This is a genomic window from Pseudomonas sp. BF-RE-21 (assembly GCF_019947305.1).
GTDB lineage: Bacteria > Pseudomonadota > Gammaproteobacteria > Pseudomonadales > Pseudomonadaceae > Aquipseudomonas > Aquipseudomonas migulae.
On record NZ_JAGYGF010000004.1, the window covers coordinates 54,202 to 79,368 of the forward strand.

25 protein-coding genes are annotated in these 25,167 nt (G+C 60.3%); 17 read left to right on the forward strand and 8 right to left on the reverse strand.

All coding sequences use genetic code 11. The features are described 5' to 3' along the window. Window positions 1-3 precede the first annotated feature (3 nt). The 6 genes from KGB25_RS04650 to ccoP (KGB25_RS04675) all read left to right on the forward strand — a co-directional run bounded on the left by KGB25_RS04650 (window position 4) and on the right by ccoP (KGB25_RS04675) (window position 4,869). Entirely contained in the window at window positions 4-213 is a 210-nt protein-coding gene (locus tag KGB25_RS04650) for a cbb3-type cytochrome oxidase subunit 3 (RefSeq protein ID WP_008028524.1), read from the forward strand. Then, a complete protein-coding gene (ccoP, locus tag KGB25_RS04655; protein ID WP_223434369.1) occupies window positions 210-1,163 on the forward strand; it encodes a cytochrome-c oxidase, cbb3-type subunit III in 954 nt (317 codons plus the stop codon). The genes KGB25_RS04650 and ccoP (KGB25_RS04655) overlap by 4 nt, the downstream gene beginning before the upstream one ends. Before the next feature lie 484 nt (window positions 1,164-1,647). Then, on the forward strand, window positions 1,648-3,090 hold the full coding sequence (gene ccoN, locus KGB25_RS04660; protein ID WP_008028528.1) for a cytochrome-c oxidase, cbb3-type subunit I: 1,443 nt from the start codon (window positions 1,648-1,650) through the stop codon (window positions 3,088-3,090). Then, window positions 3,090-3,698, forward strand: a complete 609-nt coding sequence (ccoO, locus tag KGB25_RS04665; protein ID WP_008028530.1) for a cytochrome-c oxidase, cbb3-type subunit II — start codon at window positions 3,090-3,092, stop codon at window positions 3,696-3,698. The genes ccoN and ccoO overlap by 1 nt, the downstream gene beginning before the upstream one ends. Window positions 3,699-3,703: 5 nt before the next feature. Beyond that, window positions 3,704-3,889: a CcoQ/FixQ family Cbb3-type cytochrome c oxidase assembly chaperone gene (locus KGB25_RS04670; protein ID WP_003175465.1), complete on the forward strand. Its 186-nt coding sequence runs from the start codon at window positions 3,704-3,706 to the stop codon at window positions 3,887-3,889. Then, window positions 3,886-4,869, forward strand: a complete 984-nt coding sequence (ccoP, locus tag KGB25_RS04675; RefSeq protein WP_008028532.1) for a cytochrome-c oxidase, cbb3-type subunit III — start codon at window positions 3,886-3,888, stop codon at window positions 4,867-4,869. The genes KGB25_RS04670 and ccoP (KGB25_RS04675) overlap by 4 nt, the downstream gene beginning before the upstream one ends. Before the next feature lie 76 nt (window positions 4,870-4,945). Here the strand turns inward: ccoP (KGB25_RS04675) and KGB25_RS04680 are convergent, their stop codons facing one another. Then, window positions 4,946-5,932, reverse strand: coding sequence for a metallophosphoesterase family protein (locus KGB25_RS04680; protein ID WP_223434370.1), 987 nt, complete (start codon window positions 5,930-5,932; stop codon window positions 4,946-4,948). Window positions 5,933-6,325: 393 nt separating this feature from the next. Here KGB25_RS04680 and KGB25_RS04685 point away from each other — a divergent pair, with 393 nt between their 5' ends. The 8 genes from KGB25_RS04685 to hemN all read left to right on the forward strand — a co-directional run bounded on the left by KGB25_RS04685 (window position 6,326) and on the right by hemN (window position 14,236). After that, complete coding sequence (locus KGB25_RS04685) at window positions 6,326-6,580, forward strand: type II toxin-antitoxin system Phd/YefM family antitoxin (RefSeq protein ID WP_192226576.1); 255 nt, start codon at window positions 6,326-6,328, stop codon at window positions 6,578-6,580. Next, window positions 6,580-6,990: a type II toxin-antitoxin system VapC family toxin gene (locus KGB25_RS04690; RefSeq protein ID WP_192226265.1), complete on the forward strand. Its 411-nt coding sequence runs from the start codon at window positions 6,580-6,582 to the stop codon at window positions 6,988-6,990. Before KGB25_RS04685 ends, KGB25_RS04690 begins: the two co-directional genes overlap by 1 nt. Window positions 6,991-7,197: 207 nt before the next feature. Continuing rightward, window positions 7,198-8,613, forward strand: a complete 1,416-nt coding sequence (ccoG, locus tag KGB25_RS04695; protein WP_008028537.1) for a cytochrome c oxidase accessory protein CcoG — start codon at window positions 7,198-7,200, stop codon at window positions 8,611-8,613. Between the two features lie 11 nt (window positions 8,614-8,624). Then, entirely contained in the window at window positions 8,625-9,164 is a 540-nt protein-coding gene (locus KGB25_RS04700) for a FixH family protein (RefSeq protein WP_008028539.1), read from the forward strand. 111 nt (window positions 9,165-9,275) lie between these two features. Beyond that, window positions 9,276-11,726 carry a heavy metal translocating P-type ATPase gene (locus KGB25_RS04705; RefSeq protein ID WP_223434371.1) on the forward strand — a complete coding sequence of 817 codons (2,451 nt, stop codon included), beginning with the start codon at window positions 9,276-9,278 and terminating at the stop codon, window positions 11,724-11,726. 24 nt (window positions 11,727-11,750) lie between these two features. Next, window positions 11,751-11,969: a cbb3-type cytochrome oxidase assembly protein CcoS gene (gene ccoS / locus KGB25_RS04710; RefSeq protein ID WP_008028543.1), complete on the forward strand. Its 219-nt coding sequence runs from the start codon at window positions 11,751-11,753 to the stop codon at window positions 11,967-11,969. Continuing rightward, a complete protein-coding gene (locus KGB25_RS04715) occupies window positions 11,962-12,645 on the forward strand; it encodes a sulfite exporter TauE/SafE family protein (RefSeq protein WP_008028545.1) in 684 nt (227 codons plus the stop codon). Before ccoS ends, KGB25_RS04715 begins: the two co-directional genes overlap by 8 nt. Before the next feature lie 208 nt (window positions 12,646-12,853). Further along, window positions 12,854-14,236, forward strand: coding sequence for an oxygen-independent coproporphyrinogen III oxidase (hemN, locus tag KGB25_RS04720; protein ID WP_223434527.1), 1,383 nt, complete (start codon window positions 12,854-12,856; stop codon window positions 14,234-14,236). Here hemN and KGB25_RS04725 read toward each other — a convergent pair. Next, window positions 14,233-14,712 (reverse strand): hypothetical protein, encoded by a 480-nt coding sequence (locus KGB25_RS04725; protein ID WP_223434372.1) that lies wholly within the window; start codon window positions 14,710-14,712, stop codon window positions 14,233-14,235. The genes hemN and KGB25_RS04725 overlap by 4 nt on opposite strands. A gap of 154 nt (window positions 14,713-14,866) precedes the next feature. Here KGB25_RS04725 and fnr point away from each other — a divergent pair, with 154 nt between their 5' ends. Next, window positions 14,867-15,601, forward strand: coding sequence for a fumarate/nitrate reduction transcriptional regulator Fnr (gene fnr / locus KGB25_RS04730; protein ID WP_008028550.1), 735 nt, complete (start codon window positions 14,867-14,869; stop codon window positions 15,599-15,601). 79 nt (window positions 15,602-15,680) lie between these two features. Next, window positions 15,681-16,229 carry an adenine phosphoribosyltransferase gene (locus tag KGB25_RS04735; RefSeq protein WP_008057870.1) on the forward strand — a complete coding sequence of 183 codons (549 nt, stop codon included), beginning with the start codon at window positions 15,681-15,683 and terminating at the stop codon, window positions 16,227-16,229. 111 nt (window positions 16,230-16,340) lie between these two features. Here the strand turns inward: KGB25_RS04735 and KGB25_RS04740 are convergent, their stop codons facing one another. From KGB25_RS04740 to dnaX, 5 genes are all read right to left on the reverse strand, one after another. Then, window positions 16,341-17,489: an acyl-CoA dehydrogenase family protein gene (locus tag KGB25_RS04740; RefSeq protein WP_223434373.1), complete on the reverse strand. Its 1,149-nt coding sequence runs from the start codon at window positions 17,487-17,489 to the stop codon at window positions 16,341-16,343. Window positions 17,490-17,671: 182 nt separating this feature from the next. Further along, window positions 17,672-18,274 (reverse strand): recombination mediator RecR, encoded by a 603-nt coding sequence (gene recR / locus KGB25_RS04745; protein ID WP_223434374.1) that lies wholly within the window; start codon window positions 18,272-18,274, stop codon window positions 17,672-17,674. A gap of 65 nt (window positions 18,275-18,339) precedes the next feature. Then, a complete protein-coding gene (locus tag KGB25_RS04750) occupies window positions 18,340-19,374 on the reverse strand; it encodes an NADP-dependent oxidoreductase (protein ID WP_223434375.1) in 1,035 nt (344 codons plus the stop codon). Window positions 19,375-19,638: 264 nt separating this feature from the next. Next, entirely contained in the window at window positions 19,639-19,977 is a 339-nt protein-coding gene (locus tag KGB25_RS04755) for a YbaB/EbfC family nucleoid-associated protein (protein WP_008028561.1), read from the reverse strand. Between the two features lie 66 nt (window positions 19,978-20,043). Next, window positions 20,044-22,134 (reverse strand): DNA polymerase III subunit gamma/tau, encoded by a 2,091-nt coding sequence (gene dnaX / locus KGB25_RS04760; RefSeq protein ID WP_223434376.1) that lies wholly within the window; start codon window positions 22,132-22,134, stop codon window positions 20,044-20,046. A gap of 144 nt (window positions 22,135-22,278) precedes the next feature. Here dnaX and KGB25_RS04765 point away from each other — a divergent pair, with 144 nt between their 5' ends. Continuing rightward, complete coding sequence (locus tag KGB25_RS04765; RefSeq protein WP_223434377.1) at window positions 22,279-23,016, forward strand: substrate-binding periplasmic protein; 738 nt, start codon at window positions 22,279-22,281, stop codon at window positions 23,014-23,016. A 117-nt stretch (window positions 23,017-23,133) separates the two neighbouring features. Here the strand turns inward: KGB25_RS04765 and KGB25_RS04770 are convergent, their stop codons facing one another. Next, window positions 23,134-24,834 (reverse strand): putative bifunctional diguanylate cyclase/phosphodiesterase, encoded by a 1,701-nt coding sequence (locus KGB25_RS04770; protein ID WP_223434378.1) that lies wholly within the window; start codon window positions 24,832-24,834, stop codon window positions 23,134-23,136. Window positions 24,835-25,167: the final 333 nt, after the last annotated feature.

Sequence of the window (25,167 nt, forward strand, 5' to 3'; positions counted from 1 at the left end):
GCCATGCCCTTTGAAATAATGAGCGTAATGAGCAGTGGATTGATTCGCGGCCTGGGCACGGTCGTGGTGTTTGTGGCCTTTGTCGGCCTGACGTTGTGGGTGTTCAACAGCAAGCGCAATCCGGAGTTCGCCGAAGCACGTTTGCTGCCGTTCGCCGATGAGCCACAAGCCGATAGCACCCAAGAACCTGAAGCAAGGAGTACCCGGTCATGACCACTTTCTGGAGTACGTGGATCTGCGTACTGACCATCGGCAGCCTGATCGGCCTGACCTGGCTGCTGATCGGCACCCGCAAGGGCGAAACCAAGGGCAGCGTCGACCAGACCATGGGCCACAGCTTCGACGGCATCGAGGAGTACGACAACCCGCTGCCGCAGTGGTGGTTCATGCTGTTCGCCGGCACGCTGGTGTTCGCCGTGGGCTACCTGATTCTTTACCCGGGCCTGGGCAACTGGAAAGGCATCCTGCCGGGTTACGAGAACGGCTGGACCGGCGTTCACGAATGGGAAAAGGAGATGAACAAGGCCGACGCGAAGTTCGGACCGATCTTCGCCAAATTCGCCGCCATGCCGGTGGAAGAAGTGGCCAAGGACCCGCAAGCGCTGAAAATGGGCGGTCGCCTGTTCGCCTCGAACTGCTCGGTGTGCCACGGCTCGGATGCCAAGGGCGCTTTCGGTTTCCCGAACCTGGCCGACAGCAACTGGCGCTGGGGCGGCGACGCCGAGATGATCAAGACCACGATCATGGGTGGACGCATGGCGGCGATGCCGGCCTGGGGTGAAATCCTCGGTGAAGCCGGCGTGAAAAACGTTGCCGCGTATGTGCGTCATGAACTGGCCGGCCTGCCATTGCCGGCTGGCGACACCGCCGACCTGCAAGCCGGACAGCAAGCATTCAGCACCACCTGCGTAGCCTGTCATGGGGCAAACGGCCAGGGCACTGAAGCCATGGGTGCGCCGAACCTGACGCAACCGGCCGGTTTTATCTACGGTACAAGCCTGGCGCAACTGCAACAAACGATCCGCCATGGCCGCCAGGGCCATATGCCGGCGCAGAACGAACTGCTCGGCAGCGACAAAGTGCAACTGCTGGCCGCTTATGTGTACAGCCTGTCCCACGCTCTGAATACAGAGCGTTTGCAGGCCGAAGGCAAAAGCGAATAATTCTTGACCGCTCTGCTGCCGCATTCTTCTCGGATGCGGCAGTTCCCTGCCCCTTTGCGACCCATTGTCGCACCCCTCCGTTAGTCCGCCTTTCGGTTCACCAGATTCGGGTCTAAGCTTGCCCCGATGCGGACTGGCTTGAGCCGGTTCCAGGTCGACCCGACCCGATGTGTTCGACGAATCAGCTCGATGACAAGCCGCAAAGGCTGGTAGATACCGGCTGTCGTGCCAATTGCCATCGGTCACCCGATCGTTGCGTTTGAACACACCCCGTTACAACTGACCTGACCCTCTCATCATTTTCGTTCGCTGCGACATTTTGTCCGAGGGCGATTTTGTCCTTACGCGGCGCATGGAAAGGCCGCAGAATCAGCTTTTGAAAGCATTGACCCAGGTCATGGCGCGTTGCAATGACCCCCTGCTTTCTCCATACTTGCGGCCGATTTTTACTCCTAATAAAACACCCAAACCGTGGAACCTTAGAATGAGCACAGCAATCAGTCCGACTGCTTATAACTATAAGGTAGTCCGCCAGTTCGCCATCATGACGGTGGTCTGGGGGATCCTTGGCATGGGGCTCGGTGTCTTCATCGCCTCGCAACTGGTCTGGCCGGAGTTGAACTTCGGTCTGCCGTGGACGAGCTTTGGACGCCTGCGCCCGTTGCACACTAACCTGGTGATTTTCGCCTTTGGTGGCTGTGCACTGTTTGCCACTTCTTATTACGTCGTGCAGCGAACCTGCCAAACGCGACTGATTTCCGACAGCCTCGCGGCCTTCACCTTCTGGGGTTGGCAAGCGGTGATCGTCGGCGCCATCGTTACCTTGCCGTTGGGTTACACCACCACCAAGGAATACGCTGAGCTGGAATGGCCCCTGGCTATTCTGCTGGCCATCGTCTGGGTCACCTACGGTCTGGTGTTCTTCGGCACCATCACCAAGCGCAAGACCAAGCACATCTATGTGGGCAACTGGTTCTACGGTGCCTTCATCGTCGTGACGGCGATGCTGCACATCGTCAACCACGCCTCGCTGCCGGTCAGTTTCTTCAAGTCCTACTCGGCCTACGCCGGTGCGACGGATGCGATGATCCAGTGGTGGTACGGCCACAACGCCGTAGGTTTCTTCCTGACCACCGGCTTCCTCGGGATGATGTACTACTTCGTTCCGAAGCAGGCCGAGCGTCCGATCTACTCCTATCGCCTGTCCATCGTGCACTTCTGGGCGCTGATCACCCTGTACATCTGGGCCGGTCCGCACCACCTGCACTACACCGCGCTGCCGGACTGGGCGCAGTCGCTGGGCATGGCCATGTCGATCATCCTGCTGGCACCAAGCTGGGGCGGCATGATCAACGGCATGATGACCCTGTCGGGCGCCTGGCATAAGCTGCGCACCGACCCGATCCTGCGCTTCCTCGTGGTATCGCTGGCGTTCTACGGCATGTCGACCTTCGAAGGTCCGATGATGGCGATCAAGACCGTCAACTCGCTGTCGCACTACACCGACTGGACCATCGGCCACGTACACGCCGGCGCTCTTGGCTGGGTAGCGATGATCTCGATCGGCGCGATCTACCACATGATCCCGAAACTGTTCGGTCGCGCGCAGATGCACAGCATCGGCCTGATCAACGCACACTTCTGGCTCGCGACCATCGGTACCGTGCTGTACATCGCTTCGATGTGGGTCAACGGCATCACCCAGGGTCTGATGTGGCGTGCAATCAACGACGACGGCACCCTCACCTACTCGTTCGTCGAAGCGCTGCAAGCCAGCCACCCGGGCTTCATCGTTCGCGCATTGGGCGGCGCATTCTTCGCCACCGGCATGCTGCTCATGGCCTACAACGTATGGCGTACCGTACGTGCCTCGAACCCGGCCGAAGCTGAAGCCGCCGAACAGATTGCTGTAGTTGGAGCTCACTGATGAAGCATGAAGCAGTCGAGAAGAATATTGGCCTGCTGGCCTTCTTCATGGTCATCGCCGTCAGCATCGGCGGCCTGACCCAGATCGTTCCGCTGTTTTTCCAGGACGTCACCAACAAGCCGGTCGAAGGCATGAAGCCTCGTACCGCCCTTGAACTGGAAGGCCGCGACATCTACATCGCCAACGGTTGTGTCAGCTGCCACTCGCAGATGATCCGCCCGTTCCGTGCTGAAACCGAACGCTACGGCCACTACTCGGTTGCCGGTGAAAGCGTCTGGGACCACCCGTTCCTGTGGGGTTCCAAGCGTACCGGTCCGGACCTGGCCCGTGTCGGCGGTCGTTACTCCGATGACTGGCAGCGTGCGCATTTGTACAACCCGCGCAACGTAGTGCCCGAGTCGAAAATGCCGGCCTACCCGTTCCTCGTGGAAAACAAGCTCGACGGCAAAGACACCGCCAAGAAAATGGAAGTCTTGCGCACGCTCGGCGTCCCTTACACCGACGAAGACATCGCCGGTGCCAAGGATGCTGTGAAGGGCAAAACCGAAATGGACGCGCTGGTGGCCTATCTGCAAGGCCTGGGCACCATCATCAAAAGCAAACGGTGATTTAGATGGATATCGGGATGATTCGTGGCCTGGGCACCGTTGTTGTGATGGTGGCCTTCATCGGTCTGGCGTTGTGGGTGTTCAGCCCCAAGCGCAAGTCGGAGTTTGAAGACGCGACCTTGCTGCCTTTCGCGGATGATCCCGAAGCCATCAAGCACGTCGAGCAAGCTTCTAGGAGTAACAAAGAATGACTACGTTCTGGAGTCTGTACGTCACAGTCCTCAGTCTCGGCACCATCTTCGCCCTGACCTGGCTGTTGCTGTCCACCCGCAAGGGCCAGCGCAGCGAAGCCACCGAAGAAACGGTTGGCCACTCCTTCGACGGGATCGAGGAGTACGACAACCCGCTGCCGAAATGGTGGTTCATGCTGTTCGTGGGCACCATCATTTTCGCCCTGGGTTACCTGGTGCTGTACCCGGGCCTGGGCAACTGGAAAGGCCTGCTGCCGGGTTACAACTACCTGGATAACGAAAAGCAGACCGCGTTCGCCAACGGCCAGAGCGGCTGGACCGGCGTTCACGAGTGGGAAAAGGAAATGGCCAAGTCGGACGCCAAGTTCGGCCCGATCTTCGCCAAATTCGCTTCCATGCCGATCGAAGAAGTCGCCAAGGACCCGCAAGCCCTGAAGATGGGTGGCCGTTTGTTCGCCTCCAACTGCTCGGTTTGCCACGGCTCCGACGCCAAAGGCGCTTATGGCTTCCCGAACCTGACCGACGCCGACTGGCGCTGGGGTGGCGAAGCAGAAACCATCAAGGCCACCATCATGGGCGGCCGCCACGCGGTCATGCCGGCGTGGGCTGAAGTGATCGGCGAGCAAGGTGTTGCGGACGTTGCTGCGTTCGTCCTGACCAGCCTCGATGGCCGCAAGCTGCCGGAAGGCACCAAGGCTGACCCGGCTGCCGGGCAGAAACTGTTCGCCGCCAACTGCGTGGCGTGCCACGGTCCGGCCGGTAAAGGGACGCCAGCGATGGGCGCACCTGACCTGACCCACCCGGGCGCGTTCATCTACGGTTCGAGCTTCGCTCAACTGCAGCAGACCATCCGTTACGGCCGTCAGGGCCAGATGCCTGCGCAAGAACAGCTGCAAGGCAACGACAAGGTTCACCTGCTGGCCGCTTACGTCTACAGCTTGTCTCACGGTGAGAAAGCTCCGGCGGCGGATGCCCAGTAAGGCAAACGCTTGATGCAAAAAAAACGGCCCCGCCAGTGATCTGGCGGGGCCTTTTTTATGGGCTATTGGCCAGAATTCATGACACCGGCACTGTCGCTATCAGCTCACGTTTTTGCCACTGGTTGTTATCGACCGCATAGACGTGCAGGTTTTTGCGATCCTCGGAAAAACTGGCGATCAGATAGGTCTGCTGGGATGCACTGCCGCTGATGAAACCGGGCACACCGTTCGTGTACCAGATGGTGCCGCCATGCCCATGAAGATGACCGGCGAATATTGCAGTCACTTCATACTTTTCGATCATATCCCTGAACCGTTTTTCCTGACTCCAGTCACCCATAAAATCATTGGGTTTATGCATGTTCAGTAGAATGATTTTCCCCTGCGCGCGTGCCTGCTGAAGGTCACGTTCAAGCCAATCGAGTGCCGGGGTAATTTCAAAAACCGTCGGACTGAAAAAAGTCCCCGAAGAAAAGGTCACCGAGTAAGTTGGCTCGTTATGTAACTGCACCAAGTGCACATCGCCATAATCCCTGGAGTACGCGAGACTTCCGTAATAAGTGGTGCTCGGCCATGAAGCCCGCGCTGCCAGATCCATACTGCCGACTTTTCCCCAATAGCGCTCCTTCAGATTTTCAATGCTTCCAGCGGCGCAACTATTCAGAAAACAATCATCCACGTTATTTTGATAGTCATGATTACCCAACCCGTAGTCATAATCCCCTTGAAGTTTCGCATCCAGCGTCTGCTGGACATAGGAACGCTCATCCGCATGACCGAAGGCAGTCATATCGCCATTGATCATCACGGGAACCGCCGCGCTCCCACCCTGTTGCCGCCTGAAGTCGGCAATACTGTCGTACTGCGTTTCGATCAGCCAACGGGAGCGCTCCCGCTTCTGCGAATCGGACTCCGGCAACCGGGCGTCAGTGTTATCGGTCCAGGGAAACTGCGGGTCCGAAGCGAACACGATATGCCGTGGCGTTTGCGCCGACGACACAACAGGAACTACCCACACACCTACCAGCAACACCAACAACGGCCATCCTTTGCTTAATTCCATCTTGTCCTTTTCCCTAATATTTAATAGTGAGCGCACTCACACAAAATCCATTTAAAACACATCTGCGAAGAGCAAACTACAACAACACTCACCAGAACAACAATAAACAACATATATATAATTGTGAACACCAACTATAAAACCAACTCGACCAACTTACCCACATACTCCGCCAAACTTTCAATGCAATCGCCACTTCAATAAAAACTGATATCTATCAATATCTACGCATTACCAGCCACATTGAGAACAAAGTGAGTGACCTCGGCACTGGCAGCCAACCTTCGTCACTGAAACGACGAACGGTACGACCTTCTCCATGGATTCAGGTTGCCGAAGCAGAGGATCAAGTAGTAACGTTTCTACATTACCGCTTTCAGGAGGCCAACCATGATGGCCATCACCACTATCTCGAGCCGCGAATTCAATCAGGACACAAGTAGTGCCAAAAAAGCCACGCGCCAGGGACCGGTTATCATCACCGACCGTGGCAAGCCGGCCCATGTACTGCTAAGCATTGAGGACTACCAAAATCTCACCGGCAGCAACGCCAGCATTGTCGATCTATTGGTGATGCCGGAAGCGGCAGACATCGAGTTCGAAACCGAGCGCGCCGTGATCATTCATCGACCCGTGGACCTGTCCTGATGTTTCTGCTCGACACCAATGTAATTTCTGAATTGCGCAAACCCCGGGCGGATGCAAACGTCGTCGCCTGGGCCAAAAGCGTCATCGCCCCACGAATGTTTATTTCGGCCATTACCCTAAAGGAGCTGGAGACCGGGGTTCTGCGAATGGAGCGTCGTGACCCCGCGCAGGGGAAGGTATTGCGTACCTGGCTTAAGCGACATGTCATGCCAGCCTTTGATGCCAGAATCTTGCCCGTCGACGCCGCCGTGGCCCTACGCTGTGCCGGCTTGCATGTTCCAGACAGCACTAACGAAAGCGACGCGCTGATTGCAGCGACTGCCCTGGTGCATGGTCTGACGGTGGTCACTCGCAATATCGGCGACTTTCAATCCAGCGGCGTTGCACTGATCAATCCATGGGCCGATTGAACGTCGGCACCCGCAAAACCGTCCATAATTTCACCAGTCAATTGATTCAAGTCATTACACCGTCAGTTGGTTTCCACCAACGTGACCAAAGGTCGCACCCTTGATCTAGAGCTACAGGCGTATCATTGCGCCACTGCAACACCCCTTTTTGACCGCGGTCGGCATGTACTGACCGAGGCATTTTTCCACTGCCGTGGGATGCAACTGATGAGCAACCAGATTCCGGTACACGACGTTACCCCGCCTGCCAAGAACGCGAACAACAGCGTCGACCTCTACGCCTCTCGAGAAAAGATCTACACCCGCGCCTTCACCGGCCTGTTCCGTAACCTGCGGATGATGGGCGGCGCGTTTTTGTTTCTGTTGTATTTCGGCACGGTCTGGCTGAACTGGGCCGGCCATCAAGCCGTCTGGTGGAACCTGCCGGAGCGTAAGTTCTTTATTTTTGGCGCAACGTTCTGGCCGCAGGATTTCATCCTGCTCTCGGGAATTCTGATTGTCAGCGCGTTCGGCCTGTTCTTCATTACCGTGTACGCCGGTCGTGTCTGGTGCGGTTATACCTGCCCGCAGAGCGTCTGGACGTGGATTTTCATGTGGTGCGAGAAGGTCACCGAAGGCGATCGCAATCAGCGCATCAAGCTCGACAAGGCGCCGATGAGCGCCAACAAGTTCCTGCGTAAATTCAGCAAGCACTCGATGTGGCTGCTGATCGGCTTCGCAACCGGCATGACCTTCGTCGGTTACTTCTCGCCGATCCGCGAACTGACCATCGAATTCTTCACTGGCGAAGCGGATGGCTGGTCGTATTTCTGGGTCGGGTTCTTCACCCTCGCCACTTACGGCAACGCCGGCTGGTTGCGCGAGCAGGTGTGCATTTACATGTGTCCGTATGCACGCTTCCAGAGCGTGATGTTCGACAAGGACACGCTGATCGTTTCCTACGATCCACGTCGCGGTGAAAGCCGCGGCCCGCGCAAGAAAGGCATCGACTACAAGGCTCAGGGCCTGGGCGATTGCATCGACTGCACCATGTGCGTCCAGGTCTGCCCGACCGGCATCGACATCCGCGACGGCCTGCAAATCGAATGCATCGGTTGCGCTGCGTGCATCGATGCCTGCGACAGCATCATGGACAAGATGGATTACCCGCGCGGCCTGATCAGCTACACCACCGAGCACAACCTGTCCGGGCAAAAAACCCATAAACTGCGCCCACGCCTGATCGGCTACGCCGCTGTATTGCTGGCGATGATGGCGTTGCTGGCGACCGCGTTCTTCATGCGTTCGCTGGTCGGTTTCGACGTCAGTAAAGACCGCGTGCTGTACCGCGAGAACGCCGAAGGCCGGATTGAAAACGTCTACAGCCTGAAGATCATGAACAAGGATCAGCGCGACCACACCTACGTGCTGGAAGCCGCCGGCCTGCCGGATCTCAAGCTGCAAGGCAAACGCGAGATCAAGGTCGCCGCCGGCGAAATTTTCAGCCAGCCGGTGGAACTGTCCATCGCGCCGGAAAAACTGCCATCGAGCACCAACGAGGTGAAATTCATCCTCAAGGATGCCGATGACGAGAGCATCCACGTTGAAGCCAAGAGCCGGTTCATCGGCCCACAAATTCGTTAAGAGAAGTGATCATGCCCGCAGCAAACGCCGCAAGTCCCTGGTACAAGCATCTTTGGCCGTGGATCATCATTGCCATCCTCGCCTGTTCGGTGACTTTGACCTTGTCCATGGTGACCATCGCGGTGAACAACCCGGACAACCTGGTCAACGACAACTACTACGAGGCCGGCAAAGGCATCAACCGCTCCCTCGACCGTGAACTGCTGGCGCAAACCCTGCTCCTGCGCGCCAGTGTGCACCTGGATGACGTGACCGGCGAAGTCGACCTGCGCCTGAGCGGCAACAGCCAACCGAAAACCCTCGAACTGAACCTGATCTCGCCGACCCAGCCGGAGAAGGATCGCAAGATCACCCTCGCCCAAAGCGAAACCGAACAGGGCCGCTACATCGGCCAGTTGAGCGACAAGGTTGAAGGTCGTCGTTTTGTCGAACTGCTGGGTACTCAGGACGACCACATCTGGCGTATGTTCGAAGAAGAGCTGGTCAGCCATGACAAGGATCTGCTGCTGGGTGACGAACCGCTGCAGGGCGCCGAAGACCTGAAAAAGTAAAGTCGCGCTTCGCGCATCGCCGGCAAGCCGGCTCCTACAGGATCGTGCGAACCCCTGTAGGAGCTGGCTTGCCAGCGATGAGGCCCTTCCAGACGACATAGATCCAACATCATGACCACCCCAACCCCCTGCTACCACTGCGCCCTGCCCGTCCCGGCCGGCAGCCGCTTCACCGCGGCCGTCCTCGGTGAAACCCGCGAGTTCTGCTGCCCGGGTTGTCAGGCGGTGGCCGAAGCGATTGTCGCCGGTGGGCTGGAAAGCTATTACCAGCACCGCAGCGAAGCCTCGGCCAACCCCGAAGCGTTGCCGGTGCAGTTAGTGGATGAACTGGCGCTGTACGATCGCGCCGACGTGCAAAAACCCTTCGTGCGCCACGATGGCGAACTCGCCGAGACCACGCTGCTGATGGAAGGCATCAGTTGCGCGGCCTGTGGCTGGCTGATCGAAAAACACCTGCGCGGTTTGCCGGCGGTGGCCGAAGCGCGCCTCAACCTGTCCAACCATCGCCTGCAAGTACGCTGGGCCGATGCGCAATTGCCGCTGAGCCAGGTGCTCAGCGAGTTACGCCACATCGGTTACGCCGCCCATCCCTATCAAGCCGACCGCGCCAGCGAACAACTGGCCAGCGAAAACCGCCTGGCCCTGCGCCAACTCGGGGTTGCCGGGCTGCTGTGGTTCCAGGCGATGATGGCGACCATGGCCACCTGGCCGGAATTCAATATCGACCTCAGCCCCGAGCTGCACACCATCCTGCGCTGGGTCGCGCTGTTCCTCACCACGCCGATCGTGTTCTACAGCTGTGCGCCGTTCTTCAAAGGGGCGATGCGCGATTTGCGTACCCGCCACCTGACCATGGACGTTTCGGTGTCGCTGGCGATTGGCAGTGCCTACATCGCCGGGATCTGGACTTCGATCACCGGGGTCGGCGAATTGTATTTCGATGCCGTCGGCATGTTTGCGCTGTTCCTGCTGGCCGGGCGTTATCTGGAGCGTCGCGCCCGCGAACGCACCGCCGCCGCCACCGCACAGCTGGTCAATCTGCTGCCCGCCTCGTGTTTGCGCTTGAGCGCCGACGGCCAGAGCGAGCGGATCCTGCTCAGCGAACTGCGCGTCGGCGATCAGGTTCTGGTGCATCCCGGTGCGATCCTGCCGGCCGACGGCAAGATCCTCGACGGCCAGTCGAGCATCGACGAATCCCTGCTGACTGGCGAATACCTGCCACAGCCGCGCACGCTTGGTGACGCCGTCACCGCCGGCACCCTGAACGTCGAAGGCGCGCTGACCGTGGAAGTCCTCGCCCTCGGCCAGGACACCCGGCTGTCTGCCATCGTCCGCCTGCTGGACCGCGCCCAGGCCGAGAAGCCACGACTGGCGGAGATCGCCGACCGCGCCGCGCAATGGTTCCTGCTGCTGACGCTGATCGCATCCGCTTGCATTGGTCTGCTGTGGTGGGAGCTGGACTCATCGCGCGCCTTCTGGATTGTCCTGGCGATGCTCGTCGCGACCTGCCCGTGCGCCTTGTCCCTCGCCACACCGACCGCCCTCACTGCCGCCACCGGTACGCTGCACAAGTTGGGTTTGTTGTTGACCCGCGGCCATGTGCTGGAAGGCCTGAACCAGATCGACACGGTTATTTTCGACAAGACCGGCACCCTCACTGAAGGACGCCTGGCGCTGCGCTCGATCCGCCCCCTCGGCGCGCTCGACAGCGATCAATGCCTGGGCCTCGCCGCCGCCCTCGAAAACCGTTCCGAACACCCGATCGCCCGTGCGTTTGGTCGCGCGCCACTGGCCGCCGAAGAAGTCCACAGCACGCCGGGGCTGGGCCTGGAAGGCGTGGTCGGTAAGCAACGCCTGCGCATCGGCCAACCGGGTTTTGTCTGCGAACTCAGTGGCGCTGCCATCCCGTTGATGCCGGGTGAAGCCGGCCAATGGCTGCTGCTCGGCGACAATGCCGGACCGCTGGCATGGTTCGTCCTCGACGACCGTTTGCGCAGCGATGCGCCCGCGTTACTGGAAGCCTGCCGAGCACGCGGCTGGCGCACATTGCTGCTGTCGGGTGACAGCTCGCCGATGGTCGCCAGCGTCGCCGCCGAGCTGGGCATCGACGAGGCCCGTGGCGGTTTGCGTCCGGACGACAAATTGCAGGTCCTGCAACAGTTGCACAAGGAAGGGCGCAAGGTGTTGATGCTCGGTGACGGCGTGAATGACGTGCCGGTGCTGGCCGCCGCCGACATCAGCGTCGCCATGGGTTCGGCCACCGATCTGGCGAAAACCAGCGCCGACGCCGTGCTGCTGTCCAACCGCCTGGACGCGTTGGTGCGAGCCTTCAGCCTCGCTCGGCGCACCCGTCGGGTCATCATCGAGAACCTGTTGTGGGCCGGGCTGTACAATGGCCTCATGTTGCCGTTCGCCGCCCTCGGCTGGATCACGCCGGTGTGGGCGGCGGTCGGCATGTCCATCAGTTCGTTGACCGTGGTGCTGAACGCCCTGCGCCTGACTCGCCTGCCGAGCACGCCGGCCGCCAGCGCCACGCCAGAAACCCGCCCGCTGCCGGCCTGAGCCGCGCGGGCATGGAGCCTCACCATGCCAGCTCTCTACGTGATGATCCCGGCCGCACTGCTGATCGTCGCCATCGCGGTCTACATCTTCTTCTGGGCGGTCGACAGCGGTCAGTACGACGACCTCGACGGCCCGGCCCACAGCATCCTGTTCGACGACCAGGACCCGAACCACACCGCAGCGGTCGACGAGGCCAGCGGCCATCCGGCCAAACCGGACGACAAGGCGCCCCCGCATGTTTGAGCTGGCGCCCCTGCTGGTGTCGGCGGTCATTCTGGGCCTGCTCGGCGGCGGGCATTGCCTGGGCATGTGCGGCGGCTTGATGGGCGCGTTGACCCTGGCGATTCCCAAGGAACAGCGCAGCCGCCGGTTTCGATTGCTGCTGGCCTACAACCTCGGGCGAATTCTCAGTTACGCAGCGGCCGGCTTGCTGATCGGCCTGGCGGGTTGGGCGGTGGCGAACAGTCCGGCGGCGATGTTCATGCGTATCCTCGCCGGATTGCTGCTGATCGCCATGGGGCTTTATCTCGCCGGCTGGTGGAGCGGCCTGACCCGCATCGAAAGCCTCGGTCGCGGTCTGTGGCGGCATATTCAGCCCGTCGCGAACAAGCTGTTGCCAGTGTCGAGCCTGCCGCGAGCCTTGTTGCTCGGCGCGCTCTGGGGCTGGCTGCCGTGCGGGCTGGTTTACAGCACGTTGCTGTGGTCGGCGAGCCAGGGCAATGCGCTGGACAGTGCATTGCTGATGCTCGCGTTCGGGCTGGGCACCTGGCCGGTGTTGCTTGCCACGGGGCTGGCGGCCGAGCGGGTCACGGCGCTGTTGCGCAAACGGTACGTACGGATGACGGGCGGCTTGCTGGTGATGCTGTTTGGCATCTGGACCTTGCCGGGGCCGCATCAGCATTGGCTTATGGGGCATTGATCGGCGGCGCGGCCTTCGCGGGCAAGTCGAATCGTCGCACCGCTCGCTCCTACAGGGGAATGTAATTCAACGTAGGAGCGAGGCTTGCCCGCGAAGAGGCCCGCACCGAAAACACAAATCCTGACCGTTGATGCAAATCAAGATGCCCCAACGCCGCACCCCATAGACTTGCCGACACTGCCAGCCTATCCGGGGGAATGCCCGCATGATGCTCGACGCCATTCGTTGGGATACCGATCTGATCCGCCGTTATGACCTGGCGGGACCGCGTTACACCTCCTACCCGACCGCCGTGCAGTTCGATGGTCATGTCGGCACCTTCGACCTGTTCCATGCGCTGCGCGAAAGCCGCAAGGCCCTGCGTCCTTTGTCGCTGTATGTGCACGTGCCGTTCTGCGCGAACATTTGCTACTACTGCGCCTGCAACAAAGTCATCACCAAGGATCGCGGCCGCGCCCTGCCCTACTTGCAGCGCCTGGAGCAGGAAATCCAGCTGATCGCCTGCCATCTCGACCCGGCGCAGAAGGTCGAGCAATTGCATTTCGGTGGCGGCACACCGACCTTTCTCAGCCATGACGAACTGCGTCAGCTGATGGCCCAGTTGCGTAAAAGCTTCAATTTGCTGGAGGACGATTCCGGCGACTACGGCATCGAGATCGACCCTCGCGAAGCCGATTGGTCGACCATGGGCCTGCTGCGCGAGCTGGGTTTCAACCGGGTCAGCATCGGCCTGCAAGACCTCGACCCGGCCGTGCAACGCGCGGTGAATCGCCTGCAAAGCCTGGAAGAAACCCGGGCGGTGATCGACGCCGCACGGACGCTGCAATTTCGCTCGATCAACATTGACCTGATCTACGGTTTGCCCAGGCAGACGCCGGAGAACTTCGCCCGCACGGTCGACGAAGTGATCAACCTGCAACCGGACCGCCTGTCGGTGTTCAACTACGCGCACTTGCCGGAACGCTTCATGCCGCAACGGCGAATCAACAGCGACGAATTGCCGACACCGGCACAGAAGCTGGAAATGCTCCAGCGCACCATCGAACAACTGACCGCCGCCGGCTACCGTTACATCGGCATGGATCACTTCGCCCTGCCCGACGATGAGCTGGCAATTGCTCAGGAAGAATCAACCCTGCAACGCAACTTCCAGGGCTACACCACTCACGGCCATTGCGACCTGATCGGCCTCGGCGTCTCGGCCATCAGCCAGATTGGCGACTTGTACTGCCAGAACAGCAGCGACCTGAATCAGTACCAGAACGCCTTGGCCTCAGCACAACTGGCCACCAATCGCGGCCTGCTGTGCAATGCCGATGACCGCCTGCGGCGAGCGGTGATTCAACAATTGATTTGCAGTTTCAACCTGGAGTTCGCTGATATCGAGAAGGCTTTCAACATCGATTTTCGCGGTTACTTCGGCGAATTGTGGCCGCAACTGCAACGCATGGCCGAAGACGGACTGATCGAACTGAACAATGAACGGATCACCGTGCTGCCGGCCGGACGGTTGCTGGTGCGTTCGGTGTGCATGGTGTTCGACGCGTACCTGGAGCAACAGAATCGCCAGCGGTTTTCGCGGGTCATCTAACGTTCCAACAGCAGGGAAGTCGTCTTCAGCACTTGCTCAGGGGTCAGGCTCGCCTGCGAGATGGCTTTGGACAGCACCATATTGGCCGTGATCAGCCCGCCATTGAGGGTGGTGATGGTCGCTTGCAGCGCGCCGAGCTTGGCCCTGCGTTCTTCAGCTGAAAGTCGCTTGTCTGCCATTACCGCTTGCATGCTCGCGACTTTCTCGGCGATCTGCTTCTGTATTCGGCGAATCATTTTCAGGATCTGTTGAATGTTTTCCGGCAACCCGCTTTCTTCAATGTCCTTGTTGTCATCGTGGGAACTGGCAGCCTTGGTCAAACCGGCACCAGACAACGAGACTTTGATGCCTTCAGCCACGGGCGAAGTGGCCGGGCCAATGGCGATTGCCGAGTCTTCGCCGGCCAGGCCGTTTGCGGGCTCATGCAGTGTTTGCACACCACTGTTGCCGGGGTTGAGCACGCCGATGGTGGCCATGAAACGAGTACCTGCGCATAGGTTGATGCCAGTTTATCGGCCACCGACAGCGGCGCTTTACCATGGCGTGACAAATCGGCACAGCGCTGGCCTGAACGTCTTCCGGTGAGGTACCCTTACGTCTTATGTGTGCTTTCCCACAAGGATTTAAGAAATGTCCGAGCCAGTAAAACTGCGCGCTCATAACCAGGCCCATTGCAAGGACTGCAGCCTGGCTCCCCTCTGCTTGCCACTTTCTCTGAATCTGGAAGACATGGATGCGCTGGACGAAATCGTTAAACGTGGCCGCCCACTGAAAAAGGGCGAGTTCCTGTTCCGTCAGGGCGACGTTTTCGACTCCGTTTATGCAGTACGTTCTGGCGCCCTGAAAACCTTCAGTCTCAGCGATGGCGGTGAAGAACAACTCACCGGTTTCCATCTGCCGAGCGAGCTGGTTGGCCTGTCGGGCATGGACACCGAAAAGCATCCGGTCTCGGCGCAGGCGCTGGAAACCACCTCGGTCTGCGAAATTCCGTTCGAACGCCTCGACGAACTGGCGCTGCAACTGCCACAACTGCGCCGTCAGTTGATGCGCGTGATGAGCCGTGAAATCCGCGACGACCAACAGATGATGTTGCTGCTGTCGAAAAAAACCGCCGACGAGCGCATAGCCACCTTCCTGGTCAACCTGTCGGCGCGCTTCCGCGCTCGCGGCTTCTCGGCCAATCAGTTTCGCCTGAGCATGTCGCGCAATGAAATCGGCAACTACCTGGGCCTGGCGGTGGAAACCGTGTCGCGGGTGTTCACGCGCTTCCAGCAGAACGAGCTGATCGCCGCCGAAGGCAAGGAAATCCACATCCTCGACCCGATCCAGCTCTGCGCCCTCGCCGGCGGTTCGATCGAAGGCTGATTACGACCACGGCGGCTGAGCGAAACGGTTCAGCCGCCGTTATACTGCGACGTTTGCAGCCTGCCAGGACACCTAGACAATGGTCTTCGACTCCTTCGACATCAAATCCCTGATCCGCCCGGTGATCGACTTCCCGAAACCGGGCGTCATTTTTCGCGACATCACCCCGCTGTTCCAGTCGCCTACCGCCCTGCGCCTGGTGATGGACAGCTTTGCCCACCGTTACGTCGAGGCCGATTTCACCCACATCGGTGCCATGGATGCCCGTGGTTTCCTGATCGGTTCGGTGTTGGCCTATCAGTTGAACAAGCCGCTGGTGCTGTTCCGCAAGCAAGGCAAACTGCCGGCGGATGTGCTGGCCGAAGGTTATGCGACCGAGTACGGCGAAGCCTTCCTCGAAGTCCACGCCGACAGCTTGTGTGAAGGCGACTCGGTGGTGATGTTCGATGATTTGATCGCCACCGGCGGCACGCTGATTGCGGCGGCGAACCTGATTCGACGCATGGGCGCGCGGGTGCATGAAGCGGCGGCGATTATTGATCTGCCGGAGCTGGGTGGGTCGCAACGCCTGGAAGACATGGGGATTCCGACGTTTTGCCTGACGCAGTTTGCCCTGAGCGATAAATAAGCGGCGTCTACAAAGGCCTCTTCGCGGGCAAGCCTCGCTCCTACAAGGGAACGCATAATCCTGTAGGAGCGAGGCTTGCCCGCGAAGGCGTCAGCCGCAACACCGCAGGATTCAAAGCCCCATCTGCTTACTGATGATCTCGTTCATCACTTCCCGTGTCCCGCCACCAATCGACAAGATGCGATTGTCCCGGTACAGCCGCTCCACCAGGCTTTCACGCATATAACCCAAGCCCCCCAGAATCTGCACCGCATCCGTGGTAATCCGATCCGCCGTGTCCGTCGCGAAATTCTTCGCCATGGAAATCTCCTTGATCACACTCTGCCCCGCCGCCATTTTCGCCGCCTGGCGGTAAGTGAACTCCCGTGACACTTCCAGCGCCGTGGCCATTTCGGCGAGGCGATGTTTGAGCACCTGAAACTTGCCGATGGGCTTGCCGAACGCTTCGCGCTGACGGGCCCATTTCAGGCTTTCCTCCAGCGCCAGTTGCGCGGTCATGTTGGCCATCAGTGCCAGCGCCAGGCGTTCGCTCTGGAAGTTGCCCATGATGCAAGCGAAGCCCATGTTCTCCGCGCCGATCAGATGGCCTACAGGTACTCGGCAATCATCGAAGAACAATTCAGCGGTGTCCGACGCCCACCAGCCCATTTTCTTCAACTGACGGCCTACGGTGAACCCTGGCGTGCCCTTCTCGATCAGCAGCAGGCTGATGCCACCGAAACCGGGCGCACCGGTGCGCACCGCAACGGTGTAGTAATCCGCACGCACGCCACTGGTGATAAAGGTTTTGCTGCCGCTGACCCGGTAGACGTCGCCGTCACGCACGGCGCGGGTTTGCAGGCTGGCCACGTCAGAGCCACCGCTGGGCTCGGTGACCGCCAGGGCACTGATCTTCTCGCCAGCCAGCACGGCCGGCACGATGCGATCGCGAACGTCCGGCCTGGCCCATTTGAGAATGGGCGGCAGACCGATGTCCAGCGAACCCAACCCGGCGACCAGACCGCCAGAGCCGCAGCGCATCAACTCTTCGCTGGCGGCGATCTTGGCGAACAGATCACCTTCATGGCTGCCGCCCAGGGTTTCGGGGTAACCGATGCCCAGGATCCCCGCTGCACCGGCCTTGAGGTAGAGTTCGCGGGGAAAGCTTTCGGCTTCTTCCCACTGGTCGATGTCCGGAAGAATCTCGCGCTCGACGAAACGTCTGACGCTGTCGCGGACCAATTGGTGGCTGGGGTCGAAGTATTCCTGGAAGGCAGGCATCGGCGAACTCCATGGAAGGGTTCAGCGACGTTAACCGAGCGCTTGCTTGGTTTTCAACAGGATTGTGTGAATCAGATGGACCGAGGAGCTCCCTTCGCGGGCAAGCCTCGCTCCTACAGGGAAATGTGATCCCCTGTAGGAGCGAGGCTTGCCCGCGAAGGCATCAGCCCAAACACCGAAAATTACAAAGCAATCGGCTTACGCCCCGCAAACGAATGCGCCAACGTCCCGCCATCCACCAGTTCCAGCTCGCCACCCAACGGCACGCCGTGGGCAATGCGCGAGGCGATCAGGCCTTTGTTGCTGAGCAACTGGGCGATGTAGTGCGCCGTGGCTTCACCCTCGACCGTCGGGTTGGTCGCAAGAATGACTTCGGTAAAAGTGCCTGCCTCCTCGATCCGCGCCAGCAATTGCGGAATCCCGATGGCTTCCGGCCCCAGCCCGTCGAGCGGCGACAGGTGGCCCTTGAGCACGAAGTATCGACCGCGGAAACCGGTCTGCTCCACCGCGTAGACGTCCATCGGCCCTTCCACCACGCACAGCAAGGTGTCGTCGCGGCGGTTATCGGCGCATTGCGGGCACAGGTCGTCTTCGGTCAGCGTGCGGCACAACCGGCAATGCCCCACCCCTTCCATCGCCTGGCTGAGTGCCAGGGCCAGTCGCGAGCCACCGCTGCGATCACGCTCGAGCAGCTGCAACGCCATGCGTTGGGCAGTTTTCTGACCCACACCTGGCAAAATTCGCAGGGCATCGATCAGTTGGCGAATCAAAGGGCTGAAGCTCATGGGGAAACGTCCGACAAAACAACGAGACGCGGTTTATACCCGCGCCTCTCTTTAGCGTCAAATACTCAGTCCTGCGCGACGCGCACCACCAGCTTGCCGAAGTTGCGTCCCTCCAGCAGGCCGATGAACGCCTCGGGTGCATTCTCAAGACCCTCGACCACATCTTCGCGGAATTTCACCTTGCCGTCGCGCACCCACGGCGCCATGGCGCTGACGAATTCCGGCTGACGATCACCGTAGTCGTCGAACACGATGAAGCCCTGAATCCGCACACGCTTGGTCAGCAAGGTGCGCTGCAATTGCGGCAGGCGATCCGGACCGGTCGGCGCCTCGCTGGCGTTGTAGGAAGCGATCAGGCCGCACAGCGGAATCCGCGCCTTGGGGTTGAGCAACGGCACCACCGCGTCGAATACCTTGCCACCGACGTTCTCGTAATAAATGTCGATGCCCTGGGGACACGCCTGAGCCAGCTTAGCGGTGAAGTCGGGACTCTTGTGGTCGATGCAGGCATCGAAACCCAACTCGTCCACCACATAGCGGCACTTGTCCGCGCCACCGGCCACACCGACCACACGCAGGCCTTTGATCTTCGCCACTTGCCCGACCACTGAGCCCACCGCGCCGGACGCCGCCGCGACCACAAGGGTTTCTCCAGAGGCTGGCTGGCCGATGTCCATCAAGCCCATGTAGGCGGTCATGCCCGGCATGCCGAGCACACCCAGCGCCATCGACGGGCTCGGCAGCCCGGACGGCACCGGAATGATATTGCGACCGTCGCTGATGCTGTGGCTCTGCCAGCCGGTAGCGCCGACGACCAGGTCACCTTGCTGAAACTTCGGATTCAGCGAGCGCTCGACACGGCTGACGGCGCCACCGGTCATCACTTCGTCGATTGCCACCGGCACCGCGTAGGACGGTGCGTCACTCATGCGGCCGCGCATGTAGGGATCCAGCGACAGGTACAGGGTTTTGAGCAATATCTGGCCATCCGCCAGGTCCGGCAGTGCTTCCCGCTCCAGGCGAAAATTCTCCGGCGTCGGTGCGCCCACCGGGCGGGACGCCAGGACGATACGTTGGTTGAGGGTCAATGCTTGTGGCATGTGAGCGTCTCCTTTGATCGATGAATTTGGCGGTATAGGGAAGCAGACCTTTGTGGCGGTCGGGTGTTCGATGTTTCTGTTCGGGACCGAGTCGACTTCTTCGCGGGCAAGCCTCGCTCCTACAAGTGCTATGCAATACCTGTAGGAGCAAGGCTTGCCCGCGAAGGCGTCACCACAGACACTACATCTCCAACAGACAGAAACAAAAATGCCAGGCGCAATGCCTGGCATTTTTTTGTAGCTCATCCGACGCGCTTTGGCGAATCAGAACGGCAGCTTCATCCCCGGTGGCAGTTGCATGCCAGCGGTCATGCCGGACATTTTGTCCTGGCTGTTGGCTTCGATCTTGCGCACGGCGTCGTTGACGGCGGCGGCGAATACGGCCTCCAGCATCTCTTTGTCGTCTTCACTCAGGCCTTCGACCAGGCTCGGATCGATGGTCACGCGCTTGACGTCGTGACGACCGGTCATCACCACGGTGACCATATCGCCACCCGCCTTGCCGGTGACTTCGGCGTTGGCCAGCTCTTCCTGCATCTTGGCCATTTTTTCCTGCATCTGCTGCGCCTGCTTCATCAGGCCGGCCATGCCACCTTTCATCATGGGAATCACCTCAAAGTACTTGGATAAAAACAGCGCCCGGCCCTTTCGGCCAAACGCCTTCAGTTATTAGCCCTGACTGACCAGGGCTTCGACAGGTTCAATAGTATCGTTACGGACCACCGCACCGAACTGCTGCATCATTTGCTGGATGAACGGATCACCGTGGATCGACTCTTCCGCCTCGCGCTGACGGTTGGCACGGCGCCGGGATGCAGCCTGGGCCGGGGTCTCCTGCTCGGGCTTGATCAGCTCCATGCTCAGGGTCAGCGTGCGCCCGTGAAACTGGTTCAGCGCATCGTTGAGACGACGTTGCTGGGTCGCGTTGAACAAGGCGCTATGGGCCGGGTCCAGGTGCATCAGCCAGTGGTCACCTTCCACGGAGATCAGCGTGCAGTTGGCGGCGATGCTCCCGGTCATGCCGGAAATCGGCAGTTTCGGGAACAGTTCCAGCCATTGCAGGGCCAGACCGGTGGCAGGCATCGCGGCCGGCTCAGGTTCAGGTTCCGGCGCGGGCTCGGCGGCATGTTCACTCGCCAGTTCGTCGAGGTAGCTGTACGCCGAATCCATGTCCGGTTCGATGTAGTCCTCGTCCAGCGGCGGCTCGTCGTCGGGGTCGATGCCCCGTGTCCCGGCGTCGACGTCGGCCACGGAAGGTTCCGGGATCGGCGCAGCGGCCCATTCCGGCGCGTCCGGCACAACGCTGTCAGGCGTCGGCAACGGCATCGGGGGTAATTCGGGTTGTTCAGCGGCGGTTTCCAGCACCGGCTCGACGGCTGGCTGCTGGACGACTTCGGGTTCGACCGGATCATTCCACGGCAGGTCGACGACGGCTTCGACCGCTACCGGCGCAACAACGGGCTCCGGCACGATGATCGGTTCCGGCACGACAACGGCCGCAACCGGCTCAGGCTCGGGAGCAACCACCGGAGCGACCGGCGCGGCAACAACCGGTGCAACTGCCGCAGCGACTACCGGCGCAACAACCGGCGCGGCAGCCACTGAGTTTGCGGAATCAACTGTGGCCTGGCTGATCCCCACTGGCTTTAGCGGTTGCCTCGGCGCATCCGCGGTGTCCGCCGGGCGGAACGCGAGCATCCGCAGCAAGACCATTTCGAAGCCGCCGCGCGGGTCCGGCGCCAGCGGTAAATCGCGGCGGCCGATCAGGCCCATCTGGTAATAAAACTGCACGTCTTCGGCCGGCAAGGCCTGGGCCAGCGCCAGCACCCGATCACGGTCGCCGTGACCGTTGTCGACGCCTTCAGGCAAGGCCTGGGCGATGGCGACACGGTGCAGTACGTTGAGAATTTCCGAGAGCACGCCGTTCCAGTCCGGACCTTGCTCCGCCAGATGGCGGACAGCCTCGAGCAACGCCTTGGCGTCGCCTTCGATCAGCGAGTGCAGAACGTCATAGACCTGACCGTGATCGAGCGTGCCGAGCATCGCCCGCACATCGGCGGCCATGACCCGACCTTCACCGAAGGCAATCGCCTGATCGGTCAGGCTCATGGCATCGCGCATCGAACCGTCGGCGGCACGGCCCAGCAGCCACAGCGCGTCGTCTTCGAACGGTACGTTTTCGACGCCCAGCACGTGGGTCAAATGCTCGACCACCCGTTCAGGGGTCATGTTCTTCAGCGAGAACTGCAGGCACCGCGACAGAATCGTTGCAGGAAGTTTCTGCGGGTCGGTGGTCGCCAGGATGAACTTGACGTAGGGCGGCGGCTCTTCGAGGGTTTTCAACAGCGCATTAAAGGAATGGCTGGAGAGCATGTGCACTTCGTCGATCAGGTAGACCTTGAAGCGCCCGCGGCTAGGGGCGTACTGCACGTTGTCGAGCAGCTCGCGGGTGTCCTCGACCTTGGTCCGGCTCGCGGCGTCGATCTCGATCAGGTCGACGAAACGGCCTTCATCGATCTCGCGGCACACCGAACACTCGCCGCACGGCGTCGAAGTGATACCCGTTTCACAGTTCAGGCATTTGGCGATGATCCGCGCGATGGTGGTCTTGCCGACCCCGCGCGTGCCCGTAAAGAGGTAAGCGTGGTGCAGCCGCTGGCTGTCCAAGGCATTGATCAGAGCCTTGAGCACATGGGTCTGGCCGACCATTTCGCGGAACGAGCGCGGACGCCATTTACGTGCAAGAACCTGATAACTCATCGAAAACCATCGCCACTGGGAAGCAGAAGCGGCTAATGCTAGCGGAGCAAGGCCAAAATTGCATCCGGCGCGCTCGTCTAATCTGGCTAAGCTGCACTTGCGGTGATTTTTATCGGCTCGGTTTTCATCGATAGCGGAGCGTTTATGCGGCTGGCCTTGGGGGCACTGCTGTTGATGAGTCTGAACGTCATGGCTGCCAACGCGCCGCTGCGCTTCGTGGTGCCCGACAGTTGGGCGATGCCGATGGTGCAGCTTTATCAAGGCCAGCCGACCCAGGGCATCCTGCATGACGTGATGGTCAGCCTCGCGACCCAGGTTGGCGTTCCGGCGGAGTTTCACGTACTGCCGCGGGCCCGGGTGCAAAATGCCATGGAGCACGGCGAGATCGATGTCCGCTGCTACGCCGCGCAAACGTGGTCGCCAAACCAGTCCGGGGACTACATCTGGAGCATTCCGCTCTGGACCCAGCCGGACGTGCTGATCAGCCGGCACGAGTTGCAGGCCTCAATCGATCCGGCGAATTTGCCGCAACAATCCATCGGCACAGTGCTCGGCTACAGTTACCCCACCCTGCAACCCCTGTTCGACGCCGGGCGCCTGCTTCGCGAGGACGCGCGCAATCAGGAACAGGTCCTGGAAAAACTCATGGCCGGACGCTACCGCTATGCCGTGAGCAACCAATGGACGCTGGACTGGTTCAATCAGCGCCTGCTGCCTGAGCAGCAACTGCAAGGCGTTGCGGTGCTGCAAGTGCAGAGTGTCGGTTGTTACGTGCGCAACGACCCGAAAGTGCCCGTGCAACGCATCCTGCGCACGCTGCTGAGAATGAAAATGTCCGGGGAGATCGATGACATCATCCGCCTCTATGTCGGCAAACCCTGAACCTGTGGGAGTGAGCCTGCTCGCGATTGCGTACTTTCAGCCAGCACTTGCGTGATAGACACACCGTCATCGCGAGCAGGCTCGCTCCCACATTTGATCTTCATAGGTCTGACAGCCTCAGGCTGTTTGATCGAGCGCTCGCCATTGCGCCGGCGCGACAAAACCTTCGACCCAGCCCGGCACATCAACCGCCGGCATCGGCCGGGCAATGAAATAACCTTGGGCAACGTCGCACCCCAACTGCATCAACAGCTCGCCATGCTCGATACTTTCCAGCCCTTCGGCGATCACTTGTCGGCCAAACGCGCGGGCCAGGCCAATCACTGCGGTGGTGAGGGCCAAGTCGTCGCGGTCATGCAGAATGTCGCGGATAAACGACCTGTCGATCTTGATGGTCTGGGTGCGCAAGCGCTTGAGGTAGTTCAAGGACGAATAACCGGTGCCGAAGTCGCCCAGTGAAAACTGCACGCCGAGCGCCTGACAGGCCTGCAGGCAGGCGCTGACATGCTGGATGTTTTCTATCGCCACCGACTCGACGATTTCCAGATCAAGCATCTGCGGCGCGACCCGGGCATGCCGGGCGAGCACCTGCCTGAGCCGGTCGACGAAATCCGCTCGCTGGAAATGCCGGGCGGCGATGTTGACACTGATCGGCCAGCCCTGCCCCGCTTGCTGCCAACGGTCCAACTGCATCAACACCTGATCCATCACCCATTCACCGATATCGATGATCAGGTCCGTCTCCTCCACCATCGGCAAAAACTCTCGGGCCGGCACCATGCCATTTTGCGGATGCTCCCAGCGCAAGAGCGCCTCGAAGCCGACGACGACACCACGACGCATGTTCACTTTCGGCTGGAAATGCACACGCAGCTCGCCGGCGGCCAATGCCTGCCGAACCCGTTCGACGGTCTGGTGAGTGGCCTTGACCTCTCGATCCCGGAACACGTCGAATAAATGAAAGCGATTGCGTCCGCTCTGCTTGGCCACGTACATCGCCTGATCCGCGTGACGCAACAAGGTTTCGGCATCTTGATTGTCATCGGGGAACAGGGTGACGCCGATGCTGGCAAATACATTCAGGGTCTTGCCCCGCAACTGGTACGGCGCCGAAATCGCACCCAGCACACGGTTCAGCGCTGCACGCAACTCCGGCACATCACGCACATAACGCAACACCAGCACGAACTCGTCACCGGCCAGCCGCGCCACCACATCCTCGCCGCGAACAATGTCGCGCAAACGCTTGGCCACCTCCACCAGCAACAGATCGCCACTGGCATGCCCGTAGCCGTCGTTGACCGCCTTGAAGCCGTCGAGGTCGAGCATGCACACCGCCAGCGGGATGTTTTCCTCACGCGAGAACGCCAGCGCCTGATCCAGCAGGTCCGAGAGAAACGCGCGATTGGGCAGCCCGGTCAGCACGTCATGGCCGACCCGCCATTGCAGGGAATGCAGCAGTTGGCGCTTTTCGCTGATGTCGAAACGGATCGCCAGGTAACGGTGAATCCGCCCGGTGGTGTCATCCAGCAGCGGCACCAACGTACTTTCGACCCAATACAGGCTGCCATTCTTGGCGCGATTGCAGATCTCGCCCTTCCAGACATTGCCCAGCGCAATGGTGCGCCACATGCCGGCGAAGAAATCAGCGGAGTGCAGGCCGGAATTGAGCAGGCGATGGTTCTGCCCGAGCAGTTCGTCGCGACTGTAACCGGAGACGGCGCAGAACTGATCGTTGACGTAGGTAATCCGGCCGGTCAGATCGGTCTCGGAAAAGATCGCGGCGGCGTCCACGGCCCTGCGGTATTTCTCATCCATGAGTCAGGCTCACTGTCGCTAGCGGTGGTACCGCTCGACCAGCGCAAAATGCCCGGAAGAGATGTTTTGATTCGTACTGCGCAGAGCCACGTGATCACTCCAGGAACAGCGTTTGATGGCCCTTTGGCCGCCGAAGATCAACTAGGCTCAAAGACCCGGACAAAGGGCAGCAACAACGATTTCGATAACATTTTGCAAGGCTTCAGGGCGGCTTCAGCACCCCACATATTGTTCAAGGGAGCACCGTACTGGCTCTTTCGCATCAGCCAAACTTACGCAAACAGGTCACAAAATACCCTTTGGAGGAGGCAATTCTACGAAATGCATCACATT